At 45.2% G+C, this 13,383-nt stretch carries 23 protein-coding genes; 19 read left to right on the forward strand and 4 right to left on the reverse strand.

Translation table 11 applies throughout. The features are described 5' to 3' along the window. Positions 1-199: 199 nt before the first annotated feature. The 4 genes from ACQ76V_RS14665 to ACQ76V_RS14680 form a co-directional block, all read right to left on the reverse strand. The gene (locus ACQ76V_RS14665) at positions 200-1,408 is read right to left on the reverse strand and encodes a tyrosine-type recombinase/integrase (RefSeq protein WP_441001264.1); all 1,209 of its coding nucleotides are present in this window, start codon (positions 1,406-1,408) and stop codon (positions 200-202) included. A 2-nt stretch (positions 1,409-1,410) separates the two neighbouring features. Continuing rightward, on the reverse strand, positions 1,411-1,734 hold the full coding sequence (locus tag ACQ76V_RS14670) for a hypothetical protein (RefSeq protein ID WP_441001265.1): 324 nt from the start codon (positions 1,732-1,734) through the stop codon (positions 1,411-1,413). Between the two features lie 546 nt (positions 1,735-2,280). After that, a complete protein-coding gene (locus ACQ76V_RS14675; protein WP_441001266.1) occupies positions 2,281-2,706 on the reverse strand; it encodes a hypothetical protein in 426 nt (141 codons plus the stop codon). Positions 2,707-2,881: 175 nt separating this feature from the next. After that, positions 2,882-3,322: a hypothetical protein gene (locus tag ACQ76V_RS14680; protein ID WP_441001267.1), complete on the reverse strand. Its 441-nt coding sequence runs from the start codon at positions 3,320-3,322 to the stop codon at positions 2,882-2,884. Positions 3,323-3,381: 59 nt separating this feature from the next. Here ACQ76V_RS14680 and ACQ76V_RS14685 point away from each other — a divergent pair, with 59 nt between their 5' ends. From ACQ76V_RS14685 to ACQ76V_RS14775, 19 genes are all read left to right on the forward strand, one after another. After that, positions 3,382-3,654: a hypothetical protein gene (locus ACQ76V_RS14685; protein WP_441001268.1), complete on the forward strand. Its 273-nt coding sequence runs from the start codon at positions 3,382-3,384 to the stop codon at positions 3,652-3,654. A gap of 26 nt (positions 3,655-3,680) precedes the next feature. Next, entirely contained in the window at positions 3,681-4,070 is a 390-nt protein-coding gene (locus ACQ76V_RS14690; RefSeq protein WP_441001269.1) for a hypothetical protein, read from the forward strand. Beyond that, a complete protein-coding gene (locus ACQ76V_RS14695; protein ID WP_441001270.1) occupies positions 4,067-4,318 on the forward strand; it encodes a hypothetical protein in 252 nt (83 codons plus the stop codon). Before ACQ76V_RS14690 ends, ACQ76V_RS14695 begins: the two co-directional genes overlap by 4 nt. Positions 4,319-4,320: 2 nt before the next feature. After that, the gene (locus tag ACQ76V_RS14700; RefSeq protein WP_441001271.1) at positions 4,321-4,479 is read left to right on the forward strand and encodes a hypothetical protein; all 159 of its coding nucleotides are present in this window, start codon (positions 4,321-4,323) and stop codon (positions 4,477-4,479) included. Positions 4,480-4,537: 58 nt separating this feature from the next. Continuing rightward, entirely contained in the window at positions 4,538-6,547 is a 2,010-nt protein-coding gene (locus ACQ76V_RS14705; RefSeq protein ID WP_441001272.1) for a hypothetical protein, read from the forward strand. A 31-nt stretch (positions 6,548-6,578) separates the two neighbouring features. Further along, positions 6,579-7,748 carry a recombinase RecT gene (locus ACQ76V_RS14710; protein WP_441001273.1) on the forward strand — a complete coding sequence of 390 codons (1,170 nt, stop codon included), beginning with the start codon at positions 6,579-6,581 and terminating at the stop codon, positions 7,746-7,748. Between the two features lie 2 nt (positions 7,749-7,750). After that, a complete protein-coding gene (locus tag ACQ76V_RS14715; protein WP_441001274.1) occupies positions 7,751-8,530 on the forward strand; it encodes an MBL fold metallo-hydrolase in 780 nt (259 codons plus the stop codon). Between the two features lie 583 nt (positions 8,531-9,113). Next, positions 9,114-9,443, forward strand: coding sequence for a hypothetical protein (locus tag ACQ76V_RS14720; RefSeq protein ID WP_441001275.1), 330 nt, complete (start codon positions 9,114-9,116; stop codon positions 9,441-9,443). Positions 9,444-9,446: 3 nt separating this feature from the next. Beyond that, a complete protein-coding gene (locus ACQ76V_RS14725) occupies positions 9,447-9,851 on the forward strand; it encodes a RusA family crossover junction endodeoxyribonuclease (protein ID WP_441001276.1) in 405 nt (134 codons plus the stop codon). Next, positions 9,851-10,177: a nuclease domain-containing protein gene (locus ACQ76V_RS14730; protein WP_441001277.1), complete on the forward strand. Its 327-nt coding sequence runs from the start codon at positions 9,851-9,853 to the stop codon at positions 10,175-10,177. The genes ACQ76V_RS14725 and ACQ76V_RS14730 overlap by 1 nt, the downstream gene beginning before the upstream one ends. Before the next feature lie 21 nt (positions 10,178-10,198). Beyond that, positions 10,199-10,423 carry a hypothetical protein gene (locus ACQ76V_RS14735; protein WP_441001278.1) on the forward strand — a complete coding sequence of 75 codons (225 nt, stop codon included), beginning with the start codon at positions 10,199-10,201 and terminating at the stop codon, positions 10,421-10,423. Beyond that, a complete protein-coding gene (locus ACQ76V_RS14740; RefSeq protein WP_441001279.1) occupies positions 10,420-10,677 on the forward strand; it encodes a hypothetical protein in 258 nt (85 codons plus the stop codon). Before ACQ76V_RS14735 ends, ACQ76V_RS14740 begins: the two co-directional genes overlap by 4 nt. Beyond that, a complete protein-coding gene (locus tag ACQ76V_RS14745; protein WP_441001280.1) occupies positions 10,664-10,852 on the forward strand; it encodes a hypothetical protein in 189 nt (62 codons plus the stop codon). Before ACQ76V_RS14740 ends, ACQ76V_RS14745 begins: the two co-directional genes overlap by 14 nt. A gap of 109 nt (positions 10,853-10,961) precedes the next feature. Then, positions 10,962-11,201, forward strand: a complete 240-nt coding sequence (locus tag ACQ76V_RS14750) for a hypothetical protein (protein ID WP_441001281.1) — start codon at positions 10,962-10,964, stop codon at positions 11,199-11,201. Then, positions 11,198-11,389 carry a hypothetical protein gene (locus ACQ76V_RS14755; RefSeq protein WP_441001282.1) on the forward strand — a complete coding sequence of 64 codons (192 nt, stop codon included), beginning with the start codon at positions 11,198-11,200 and terminating at the stop codon, positions 11,387-11,389. Before ACQ76V_RS14750 ends, ACQ76V_RS14755 begins: the two co-directional genes overlap by 4 nt. A gap of 123 nt (positions 11,390-11,512) precedes the next feature. Next, positions 11,513-11,977 (forward strand): hypothetical protein, encoded by a 465-nt coding sequence (locus tag ACQ76V_RS14760; RefSeq protein ID WP_441001283.1) that lies wholly within the window; start codon positions 11,513-11,515, stop codon positions 11,975-11,977. Further along, entirely contained in the window at positions 11,974-12,168 is a 195-nt protein-coding gene (locus ACQ76V_RS14765) for a hypothetical protein (protein ID WP_441001284.1), read from the forward strand. Before ACQ76V_RS14760 ends, ACQ76V_RS14765 begins: the two co-directional genes overlap by 4 nt. 3 nt (positions 12,169-12,171) lie before the next feature. Next, complete coding sequence (locus ACQ76V_RS14770; RefSeq protein ID WP_441001285.1) at positions 12,172-13,056, forward strand: hypothetical protein; 885 nt, start codon at positions 12,172-12,174, stop codon at positions 13,054-13,056. Further along, positions 13,031-13,375 (forward strand): hypothetical protein, encoded by a 345-nt coding sequence (locus tag ACQ76V_RS14775; RefSeq protein ID WP_441001286.1) that lies wholly within the window; start codon positions 13,031-13,033, stop codon positions 13,373-13,375. The genes ACQ76V_RS14770 and ACQ76V_RS14775 overlap by 26 nt, the downstream gene beginning before the upstream one ends. Positions 13,376-13,383: the final 8 nt, after the last annotated feature.

Here is a 13,383-nt window from a genome sequence, read left to right on the forward strand (position 1 = left end):
GTCGAAGGCGCACGCTTGGAAAGCGTGTGTGCGTCTAGCGCGTACCGAGGGTTCGAATCCCTCCCTCTCCGCATAATAGGCTGTTTGTGGGCTGTGAGCCTGCAAATGGCCTTTTCTGTTTTGGGGTGGTTGTCGGGAAATGCAGCCAATTCGCTGACTATTATCTGACTGGCGCCACTTTTGGCAATTCGCTGACTCTCTACTGACTACCTGTAAGTGGGAACGCTTCGGTGGGCACGTAGTCCCAGATCGTGCCGGTGATCGTAAGCCCGAACGGAATCGCTTTCAAATATTTTTGCGTGGTATCAAGGGACTGGTGGCCAAGGATCTTTCGCAGGTCATTAATCTTCATTCCTTCGGAAGTCGGAACCGATGGATCAGTAAGAAATCGGACCGCAAACATATCTTTTAGATTGTATAAGGTCCGTTTTGATTTGTCCGGAAATCGCTCTTTCCAAAGCGGGCCGAAGCGACGAGACAGATAATCTTTTCCGCTGCGTGGGCTTCGTCCCAGTAAGTATTTTGAGTCCCGCATCCGTGGCTCAAGCTGGCGAAAATTTTGGTCGGTAAGAATATCAATGGCTTGCTTGGCTTCAAATAACAGGGGTATTTGTCGCTCCTGCCTCGTCTTGGTCGTAAACCCTTCACCAATAGTGATATAGCCGCTATCGACGTTTTTGGCAGTGAGACGGACGACTTCCCCGCGTCGCATTCCGGTCCCGGCCATCAGCATCCATGCCAAGATCATCCAGTAGGGTCCTTGATCGGGATTTCGCAATCGACCTTCGTCAACATCATATTTAATCTTGGATAGCCGGTATTCAATTAGCTGCGCCAACTCTTTTGGATAAATAAACTTCGGAACCTTGGATTGAGGTTTCTTGGGTTTGTACTCGGGCTTCTCCTCGAGATATCCTTCCTTGACGCACCAGTTTAAAAATGTATTGACGGATATATAGTAAGAGTTTCGAGTGTGGCCGCTGTTGATATTCTCTTTATAATAGAAATCCTCCAAGTGTTGTTCGGTAATCTCCGAGAGCAGCAGGTCAGGCCCCAGGTACTCCGAAAACATCCGCATAAATTGGCTTTCTTTGACAGCAATACTTTCGCTCCACCCTTTCTGGCCTTTGGTCGTAGACTTAAAATACACAAACTCTTTGATAGCCTCCTCCAAGGTGATGACCGTACCATCCCCGGACGGTTGCTCGTACCATTTGCGTTGCCACGGATCATGCTTGCGGTTGCCGTCGCGGTCAAAGGTAAAGTATTGATCTTCCAGGCGGGCTTTCAGGCGCTTGGCTTTTTGATAGTTGTCGGTCTTGAGGGACTCCCGAACTTGGCTGGGCTCCCGGGACGAATCGGTCCAGACAAGCCCGTAGTTTGTGCCATTCTTTTGCAGTGATGCCATCCCTAATTACGGCCTCCTACTAATCGCATGTAGGTCTGCTTCCCCTGCGGACCTTGCTGGCTCATGCAGTCGATTTTTACCGTCTTTTTGAGGTAGTTACTTGCCAGCAAAATGAGCTGATGATCTTTGAAATTATACTGGGTGTAGGTGCGGTGTAGGAATCCGATATCACGGGATAACTCGTGCTTGCTTTTGGGCTGGCCCGATACCATATCAGACAGTATATTTTCAAGCTGATCAACGAAGTTCGGCAGTGGTTTTTCGGTGGTTGATGCCCGCTTCCAAGCCTGCTCAACATCGCGATAAATCTGGTCGTTTTGGACCATAAATGATTACTTTTTTGGTGTATGAAATTAACCCTTCCCGAACCCTTTCGAACCCTTCGGTAACCCTTCGAAACCATTAACAAGGGTAAAACCAAAAACTGGAAGGCTTCGGAATCCTTGGGAAATGGCCGAAAATCGGATCGGTCGTATTGAAAATGTAAAATTGGTATACTGATCGGATCGATATATCAATTTCTTAAAATCGGTGTTTAGATCCTGTGAGCATACAATATTTAACCCTTCGAAACCCTTCCCTAAGGGTTCAGAACCCTTCCCCAACGGTTCGCAAAATAGAATGTGAATTAGAAGGGGAAATATAAAATACATATACAGCGCGTATGCCCGTGCACGCACACGCGTAGTAGTATTAATTATATTATATATCCTATAGGGCATTAGAGAAATAAATTCCATTTCCGGGGAAAATCTTTTTACTTGTAGACAGCAAACCCGCCAAGATCGTAGGATGAAAAATAGTGCCCGGACCAAGAAAACAAACCCGCCAGGGTGAGAACCTTGGCCCGGGGCTATACCCAATCAAGGGTATTAGTTAATTTTCTTATAATCTTTTGACTCGAGATCGGATAAGGGATCTATTTTTACAAACGTCATACCGCGATAGTCATCTTCGTAAGCAAAGCATGTTTTAGTAGTGTCTGTTCCTTCGGATATGACTGGTCGAAACAATCCCATCTTGTTAAGCTGTTTTTTACTTGCGTCTACCGAATCAACGACAGCATCATTAATCCCCTTAAAGTGATTTACCAGGTCACTACCTTTTCCAATCCTAATAACCTTTATTCGTTCTTCTTCAAGTAAGTTTTCATAGATGTCTCCCTCGGTGGGACCACTATCCAGAATGTCAGTTACCGAAGATAAAGTGCTACCTTGCTTAGGATCAGGATCCTGATTATCTGCATTGTTACATCCTATAAGGCTCAAGACCATGAATACTATGATAAAATATCTCATATTTTGATTAGTCTAATTTTGAATTGGGTTACGCAGTTGATAATACGAAAATATTAGAGTTCTTTAATAACCCTGACAGGATCTGTCATAAAATCTATTACATTTTAGTAGCACTATTTATTACATCTACAGAGTTAATTAAATTAGAAGACATCAATGGATACCACTGAGCGCACTAATCAGCATCACGATCAATGTTTTTCAGTTTGCGAACACGAGAAACTATCTTTTGAAGATCATCTTGAAGCTTATTTGCATCTTCTACGAGAGCTTCGATCAACAAATCCAGAGCGTTATAGGGCATATCTTCTTCGTTTGTGCGATCTTCTATAGATTTGAAGCCCTTCTCGTACTTATCATGTTCATAGTTTTTCTTTACAGGTTTGCTTTTTAATTCGTTGATATTTTCTGAATAAAGCCAGTCCCTATTAACTTCCGGTAATTTTTGCTTTATCTCGTCATAATCAACGGTTTCTTTGCCACGCCTATAATCCAGCCCACCCCTTGTTAGGTCGAATATATCGGCAAATTCTTCCATTGTTTCCCATTCGCCACCATACTCTTTGTACAGCCGATCATAGATAATCTTAGATTTATTCGTAGTATTTCTTGACACGTTCAAAGTTTTTCTATACATTCTAATTCCAACATTCCAACAATTACAATATATAAATTATGGATATAGAAAAAATTAAGGCCGTCAAAGAGTTAAAGGAGCAATGTAAGCGATACGGAGTTACACAAACTGCTGTAGCTAAAGAGTGTGACTTTAATGTGGATTCATTTCTATCAGCCATGCAAAGTGGTTCAATTAGTCAAAAACGTATTAACAAAGCGTTTAAAGCCCTAAAAAAGCTGGTTACGAAAAAGGGTATCAAGTACACCGTACGAAAACAGGGACTTGACCCTAATGCGACTAAAGAAAACTTAGCCAAGGCCGAACGATAAAATCTAACGATTAACCCATGCGATTTATGACTTTTTCTGATGTCCTCATAGAAATAACAGGCGGCAAAGATCCTTTGTGTACGGTCAGTGATGTCGCTGAGATTATGCGAAAGGAGACATCCACCGTGTACGGATACCGATCAGCGCGGCAACAGCCGAACTGGGATGATGCAGTGGCATTGGCCAAGTGGCTTATCAAAGAGCACGATTATTACCGGCTGGCTTTGCAGACGCTATTTGTTTGCTCTGGTGGGAGCATAAACGGACGCATTGACGATGAAATCTTGTCGATTATGGAAGCGTGTGTGAAAATGCGGAAGGGTTTTAACAGCGATAACAAAGCTGTCTTTGAGAATGGGTTTGGGGTGCTTACCAGCGCCGTTGAAAACCTTAAAGCAGAGGGTGATCAGATATGAATACCGCCCACAAAATAGAACGCGCCAAGACGCATCTTCGAGTGCTGCGTCGCCATGTTGATGAGTTGGATAAAGAGATTGACGACAAGGAGCGACGGCTGCAATCGATTCGCGGGATGGAGCTGACTAATAAGGCGATTGCGAATATGCTGGACGTCAGCGAACGAACGGTGACGCGAATGCTCAGTGATGGGCGCCTGGCAAGCCGAATGGCTGATGATGTTCTTGAATATCAAAAACGGAATTAATTATGGAAGCTGAACAGACACTCATAAAGCTGGTACTTGTGCAAGCCGCATTCTCACTGTTTTCCGGAGGCGTAGGCTTCGGATGTGGATATATGTTTTGCTACGAAAAGTATTTCGCAAAAGAAAAGCCCGACCGCAAAAGCGACCGGGCCCACAAATAACTAAATGATTAGCGGTTCACTACAACCGCCAACACCAATTATAAAATAATCCAAGATTATGAGATTACAAAAACTATCAATACGAAATTTCAAAGGAGTTAGGAACCGCACGATTGAACCGAAAGGGAAGAGCCTTAGCATATTTGCTGATAACAAGGTTGGTAAAACAACTCTTTTTGATGCATATATCTGGCTCCTTTTTGATAAAGATAGTCGGGGCAATTCAACCGGACACTTCAGCTTGAAAACCAAGAAGGATGGCAAGGTCATCCCAAAAATTGAACACGAGGTTGAGGGCGTGTTTAGTGGCCCGGAAGTCCCATCGAATAGCAATAGAATCACCCTTCGCAAAGTCTATAAGGAAAACTGGCGTCGGAAGCGTGGCAATAAGCACGAGAAGATGGATGGTCATACGACCGATTATTATATCGATGATCGCGAAGTGAGCATGGGGGATTACCAGGATAAGGTCAGCGAAATAATTGACGAGCAGCTATTTCGGATACTAACCGATGTCTATTACTTCGCGGAGGAGCTCAACAAGAGCGATCGCAGAGATATTCTGAAGGGATTATTCGATGATGTTTCCATCCAGGATATCATTTCAGGAAATGAAGAGATTCTTGATTATCCCGACATATTGGATGGGTTAACCAGGGAGAAGCGGGAAGAGCAACTTAAGTCCCGCAGGAGAAAACTTGACAAACAGCTCGATAATATTCCAGGTCTCATCAATGAAAACCAGCGGATGATTGAACCTGTGGATGGCATTGAGGATGCAAAAGAAAATATCTCCAATCTTAAAGACAAAAAGGAGAGGATCGCAGCCAAGAAAAACGAAGTGAAGTCCGGCGGTGCTATCGCTGAGCTGAAGGTTGAGCGAAATGAGCTGAAGGCTAAAAAGCAGGATGCGAAAACAACCCATGAGCAACAGATTCAGCAGAATCTTGCCGGCCATCGCCAGAAAGTGAGTGACCTACAGGATAAAGTTGATGAAGCCGAATCCGACTGGCGTGAGGCCAAGCGGGAATATGAAACCCTCGAGGACCGACTCAACAGTAAGCAGCAGGATATTGAATCGATCAAAGATGAGCTCGAAACTATTAAAGATCGTGAGCCCAAGCCGGCCTCTGATTTTGGTCCAGATGTCTGCCCGGTATGTGAGCGCCCCATGGAGGACGGAGAGGAGCATGATTATGAAGCCTACCTCGAGGAGTTCAATGAGAAAAAGGCTGATGATATAAAGGGCAAGAATATCGAGCTACAGGAGGCAGAGGATGAGGCCGAAACGGTCGCTGCCCAGCTTGAGATTGCCAAGGATAAAGCCTCTAAAGCCAATGGCAAGTTATCTCAGCGTAAACAGGCACTCAAGAAGGCCCAAGCCGATCTGAAGGAAGCCAAGGAGGAGCAACCTGATTTTAGTGATACCGATGAGTACCAGAAGATCCAGGAAAAGATCAATGAGATCGGTACCAAAATAGAGAATCACCAGGCTGAAAAAGAATCCCAGCTTGCTCAGCTCAATAATGAAATACAGAAAGTTCAAGAGCAGATTAACGAACAGCAGAAACTGCTTAATACTGCTGCTCAAAACAGAAAGGCCGAACAGCGTATTGAAGAGCTCCGACAGCAGCAGGACCAAGTTGCGGAGGAGCTCGACGAGGTTGAGCACAAGCTTTATGTCATCGAGCAATTCATCCAGGCCGAAAGCCACTACATCACCCGCAAGGTCAATGAGAAGTTCAGCATTGTCGAGTGGAAGATGTTTAAAGAGTATCAGAACGGCGGTATCGAACCAGACTGTAAGGCCATGGTTGATGGCATTCCGTTTGAGCGAGGCCTTAACGACGGCCACAGAATCCGCGCAGGATTGGATATCATAAATACTCTTTCTGAGCACTATGGAATTTCAGCGCCGGTATTTGTTGATAACGCCGAGAGCGTTACCAGCTTGCCGGACACAGATCTGCAAATAATAGCCCTAATCGTAAGTAAGCCAGATAAGGAGCTACGTGTAGAAGAGGGCCTACCGATGCACACCGGCGAATCACAACCAGCAGTAGCATAAATCCAAATACAAACCACCAAAACATATTATTATGAGTGATCAAAAAAATAATAACGATCAGAAAGAAACCGCAGTTGAAAAACGAGATCCGACCTATTCGGAGCGTTTTGTCAGCGAGGTAAAACATCAATTTAATGGAGCCGTAGCTCATAGCGTAGAGTTTACGGATCGGGAAAAGCAATTGGCGTCCAGATTATTCATTAAAATTGATACTGCCTTAAAAGAATTTGAATCCGATCGCCATCCTAAGTCAGATAAGCCCGAGTATACCTGGAAGAATATAAATATGCATCAGCTGGCAATTGATGCGGTCCATCGAGTTAGACTCGGACTTGATGCCTTAATTGATAATCATATCCACCCAGTACCATACCTAAACAGCAAGACTGGGAAATATGACCTTAATCTCACAATAGGATATAAAGGTGAGGATTACTATCGCAGACAGGTATCGCTTCATAAAATCAAGCACATAACTTACGAACTGGTTCATGAAAATGATGATTTTGTCCAGATAAAAAAGGACAAGGATACCGAAAAGGACGATTACGAGTTTAAGATTACCGAACCTTTCAACCGAGGGGATGTCGTAGGTGGATTCGGGTACATTGAATATGAAGATGATTATAAAAATACGCTTGTAGTTGTTCCGGAGTCTGACTTCATCAAAAGCAAAAATGCGGCTCCATCCAACAAGTTCTGGGATAAGTGGCCACTAAGGATGAGGTATAAGACTTTAGTACATCGCACTACAAGTAAAATCATCGAAGATCCGGAAAAGGTAAATGATTCCTATCACTATGTGAAGGCACAAAGCAGCCCTTACAAAGATGAAATGGAAGTACAACTTCCAGAGCAACCAACTGCCGATCAAAGAAAAAACCTCGACTTCAATGATAACGCACAGCTAAATGGAGGTCAGCAAGCTAAAGACGTAGACTTCGAAGAGCAGCCTGAAGTGGAACAGCAAGACAATTCCACTAATGGCACTCAAGAGTCCGATCAGTCCACCGATCAGGAAGAATACGATCGCGTATTAGCCAATATCAATAATGCCGGTAAAGAGTACTGGGGAACTAAGTGGTTTAAAAAGTCGAAAGATTTTCTGCCCGAAGGTGCCGAGTACCTTACCGACTTGGATATCGATCAGCTTAGAGAGGTGAAAGAAAAAGTTGAAGAGAAAGCAAAAGCTGAGGTATAACGATGCTAATTAACCACATCGCATCCGGATCCAGTGGGAACGCTATTCTCGTCGATGACGGGGAAACAAAGCTCCTGCTTGATGCCGGCATCAGTTACAAGAAAATAGCCAAGTGGATACGGCCAACTTCTCTGTCCGCTGCCTTAATCACTCACTGCCACCAGGACCACTGCAAGGCTGTGCCCGAGTTGGTACGACGAGGTGTTCAGGTGTATGCCAGTAAGGGAGCATGGGAGAAAATGGTTGATGATTGCCCGCTCCATATAACACGCGTTTTAAGGCATGGCGAAGAGCGAACCGTAGGTACCTGGAAAGTACTGCCGTTCGATGTTATTCACGACACGCCCGAGCCGATGGGTTTTCTCATCCAAAGTACTGTTACCGGCGAAAAGGCGGTGTACATCGTCGACAGTGCTTATGTGCAGTACAATTTCAGTGGTGTGACCCACTGGCTAATCGAATGCAACTACAGCGAAGAGCTGCTTGAGGAAGGGCCTTACGAGGAATATCTGAAGGACCGTGTCCGGAAGAACCACTTTAGCCTCGAGGATCTGTTGCGATTCTTCTTTGATTCCGATCTCAGCGAAACCGAAGAGATCTATCTGCTGCACTTGTCAGACGCGAACTCGGATGAAGAGGCATTCAAAAAAGGTATTCAACGACTGACCGGAAAGCCGGTTTACACGATTTCCGATTCTCCCTCAAGGCAACGTGTTCCCCAGAACACAGCCAACGGCCCGGGTCGGAAGGCCCGGGACAAATTGCAACAAGAAGCTACCTAACCAAGTAGCGTCTCTCTTGATGAATAGTGTCCTGTCGGTTGTGAAAGGCAGGCAGGACTTAGGTCGAAAGGCCAAAAATTTTTTGCCTGAAATTGGCTGTAGTAAAAACAGCCACAGAAAGAGCAGGGCAAATACTACGTTCTTTGTTTAATGATCTGCACAGTTGAGGGTAATAGCGCCGTGGTAACTCTCTCCATAGTTAGATGAATAGGCCCGCCGTGACGAGCGCAAATGATTACGGCACGTGCAGATTTGTACCCCGAAAGCCAACGTTAGAGGCTGTCGGTTTTGACCGGCCGGCAGCTCTTATTTGACATACTGAATTTGGATAGTTCTGAAATCGGTGGCAGACAAAAATCCTTAGTCCGGGAAACAAACTGCCATAGTTAAGCGCAAAGGACACGCGTTTAGCTGGTTCGTGTGATATGTAGCTCGGCAGAATTATCCTCTAAGCCGGAGTGGGTTGCTGGTTCGATTCCAGCAGAATGACGGTCATTCCCTGATGGTCAAAAGCTGTTGATAAGCAGCAAGGTAGGTTCGAATCCTGCCGCCGGCTCAATTTAAATTTAATGTGAGCAAGAACATGAAAAAGCCAACGACAGCGATAGCACGCATCACAATGTACCGGGGCCGGACATCAACGCCAACGGGCTATTACAAAGATAAGATGTGGGCCGACCTGCGATCTATGATAAGCTACTGTGAGGATCTCGAAGAGGAACTCGCCGATGCTCAGGACAGGATCGAGCTATTGCAGTCGCGAAATAGAAAGCTGGAAGAAAACTTAGAACGATTTTCACCGGGAACTAAGAACAAGACGATTGAAGATTATGAGCCAGGGAATAATAGCAATGATTGTAGGCGGGATAATCCTGTGGGCAGTCGTCGTGTACGGAATGGACAAGAGGTATAAACAATGACCGATCTTGAAATATTCATACCGCAGCAACCCTTTTCCCAGAAGCGGCACCGAACGGGTAACAATGGGCGATATGATCCCAGTGAATCAGAGAAGAAGGTTATTAAACAACGACTGGAGTTTTATAAACCGCCGGTACCATTGGAAGGGCCGCTCATTATAGATATCGATGCCTATTTCCAGACTCCGGAAAGTTGGAGTGGTGCTAAACAGGAGCGACATGAGGGCCGGTATCGCCCGAAGAAACCTGACAAAGATAATATTGAGAAGATCTATTTCGATGCGATGAACGGCGTGATATTCGAAGATGATAAGCAAATTGTAAATGGCAGAACGCAAAAGTATTACAGCATGACCCCACGAACGATAATCAGAATCACAGAGCTGGAACCGATAGAGTAATGCTTTTAAAGAATCCCAACATAGAATCAGAAGAATTGCGCGAGTGGTGTCGAGGGCGTGCTTGTACGTTACGGATTCCTGGTATCTGCCAGTGCAATGAGCGAAATACCTGCGGATGCCACCTTAACAGTAACGTGAAGGGATGGGGCAATAAGTCGCCCGACTTTCTGATGGTTATTGGTTGCAAGGCTTGTCACGACTTCATTGATGGAGGATGGGTACAGACCGAGTGGACCAAAGTGGAAGTGAAAGCCGAAAAGCTTCGAGCACTGAAAGAGACATTAATCATTTTTTCTAAACACGGATTCATAAAAATCACCATTTAAATCACAAATCACTACATAACTATGACGTTAACAAGCAATATCACAAAAGAAGATTGTAATCACCACGAGACCACGGTATCACATGAGAACCGAGAGGAAAAGGTCAACGTCTTTTGGTACCGAAACGGAAATGAAAATGTAGCCATTTACCGGATCGAAGATCACCGGGGCAACTTTTTGGATGTCGGATATCTGGGCCAGAAGCGGATTAAGAATGAGATCCGAGATAAGGAAATATCATTATGAGCATAGGAGACAAAGAACTATACAAATGTGATCAATGCTACCGATCTCTTGTGGCCATTCAGCGCGACGAGGGAACGGTGCCTATGCTGTTTGACTGTCTTTCGACAAGCTGCAATTGGATACTGAGCCGAAAGACGGATGCGGTGAATACGAAGGGGAAGAAACCAACCTACGAGCTGGTGGAGAACCCTGATATCGTCACGGATAAGCTTAAAGTGCAACGAATTGAGGAGGCCGACCATGCCAGTGATTAAAACAGATTACCGACGATGGATAGAAGTGATGGATATGCTGATTGAGGATGATCGGTATGAAGAGGACCGGGGATTTCTGACGATGATAAAAAGCTGTGTAGCTCATAACGAGGAGATCACTGATCGGCAGATCCGAGCTATACAGGAAATGCAAAAGAAGCGGGGGGACTTATGAATGAGCTCCAAGAGCAAGCGTTCATACTGCAATGTTCGGCCATGTATTTGAAGCTGAAATATCATGAGCAGAATCTGGCAGAAATACTAAAAGAGATGGAGGATAACCTATGAGACCAGACCAAAACCCAAGCCATCTTATTGAAACCGTGTTGTATAGCGGAGAGCTCAAAGACAGATCCAACAAAGAGCTGTTGGAGGAGTGCTTCGATAAGGTCTATGGAGGCGTTCGATTTAACCAGCCCGGCCTTGTCATTGAGGAGATGATGGACCGTATTGATAACGAGGATGATATTATGAAACAGGAACTCAGAGCAGGAATACTACCCAAAAGTGAAGAGGTATTATGAGAGCACAAACCAAGAAAATGCTAAACCTACTGACCGATCGCGGACGAATTGATGATATCGAGGCCACGAAAGCCGGTATCACCAATCCGCGTCGTGAAGTAGCCGTAATTAAGCGAAAGGTGGGGCGTGATATTACCACCAACCACCAGACCGACAAGAAACGTGAATATACATTACTGGAATCATGAATAAATGGGAAAAATGGTACCGACCGAACCGTCGATGGGTAAGCAAATACCACCAGAAGATGATTAACGAAGAGTTAATACGACCCTTTTTAAAGAATCTTAACGTGAGAAAACATTAGCGATATGGAATCTACAAAGCGAATCGACAACCACAAAGCCGAGGTCTACCGAACCCAGCACTACTGTAAGTGGCAGGTCTCCCATCTTCGGCAGTCCGCGAATAAGCAGAATAAGCGCGTGGCGCGTTGGTACTGGAATCATCCTAACCATTCGATGAGCCCATCCCATCTGCATAAGATATTCTTTCCCCAGGCACCGGCCGATCAAGACTGGCCATTGAGTAGTACTAAGCGTGCTATCACTGACCTTACTAATGACGAGATCCTTATCCAAACCAAGGAGACTTGCAAAAGTACGCGTGGTGGTACCGAGCATAAATGGAGGTGGAGAAAGCCGGAAGAAATTGAGGATGAGGAGAAGCGTCCGGATTACCTGAAAGAGTATAGGCCAAAAGAGCCTGAACAAATGGATGCTTTTGGAGCGCCACAAGTCAAGAATAAAGGGGCGTATGCCGAGGCCAACCGATGATACACTGGAGCTGGGCGATTACGGCATTTATAGGTGGCTTTATCAGCTATGGCATACTGTCACTTATGGCAGAATTGCGCGGTCGTAAGCAAGTGGCTGAAATGTACAGGCGGGAGTATATGAAGAAAAACGATGGCGAAATAGTTAATGCGGACGATTTTGAACAAGAATTAGAACTACATAAAAACTGATTAATGGGCAAAAGTAAAAAGCGATCTATCGACACGCACTTTTGGAACGACACCTACACCGGCGGTCTGGACCGTGATGAGAAATACCTATACATCTACCTCATCACCAATCCCCTTACCAACATGCTGGGGATCTATGAGATACGGGTCGAGCGGATGTGTTTTGATACCGGCCTTGACGAGGAGTCGGTTCGGGAGGCACTTAGCAAGTTCGAGAAAGATGGCAAGGTCAAATATGTCGATGGCTATATCATCCTGGTCAACTTTGTAAAGAACCAGAATTACAACCGCAATATGATCAAGTCGGCCGTTACGGATATGAAGGATCTGCCGGACAGTATAAAGCAGACCAGCTTTTTCAGGCGTATATTGTCGTGGTTTAAAGAGCATTATCCCAACCTCGAAGCCGTCAAGGATGTAACGATCCCCAATAAGCAGATGGAGTTGGGGGAGGCCGTAAACGCTGGTAACCAAGAGCAAGAAGAAGAGGATAACAAAAGCAAATCATCTACAAAAAAGCCCAGCCAGAAATGGCGCACCAAGGGCGTGCCCATCCCCGAACCCCTGCGTACTGATGATTTTAAGGAGGTGATCGAGCAGTATTGGAAGCACTTGCAAAGCACCTTCAAAAAACGACCTTCTATCCCGATGGTACAGGGCAAATTCAGGCGACTAATTGAACTGCAATCACAAGGCCATGACCCGGTGAAGGTGGTCCAGCAAACCATCAACGACGGCAATAAGAAATTTTACGCGATAACCGATAAGCAATTTGAATCTAACAACAAGACCAATGAGCAAGAAGATCCAAAACAGAAAGCCAAACGACACTACGAACAAACCCAGCGCATCATGCAAGAAAATGAGTCTTCGCTTACCGGCAATTGATGAGGAAGGGCTGCGCACGTACCAGGCCAATCGAACGGCCATGATCCATAATGAGCCGGAGTTATTTACGGCCTTCAAGATCATGATTGAAAATACGCGCAATGCCGAGATCAATGATACCGAGGCGTCCATGCTTCGGGAGGCCATGCGTCGTGACAAGGTAACCGCCTTTGAGCTGAATCAGGCGTTCTGGAATGCCTACAAAGATCATTATACACCTAATTCCGGCATTGAGTGGCGGCACCTGTGGAAGCATATACAAGAGATTCGAAATACAAGTTACACCCAACCCGAACCAGTAACCTATAACGCTAACTAAACCAATAA

This window comes from Fodinibius sp. SL11 (genome assembly GCF_052060035.1).
Taxonomy (GTDB): domain Bacteria; phylum Bacteroidota; class Rhodothermia; order Balneolales; family Balneolaceae; genus Fodinibius.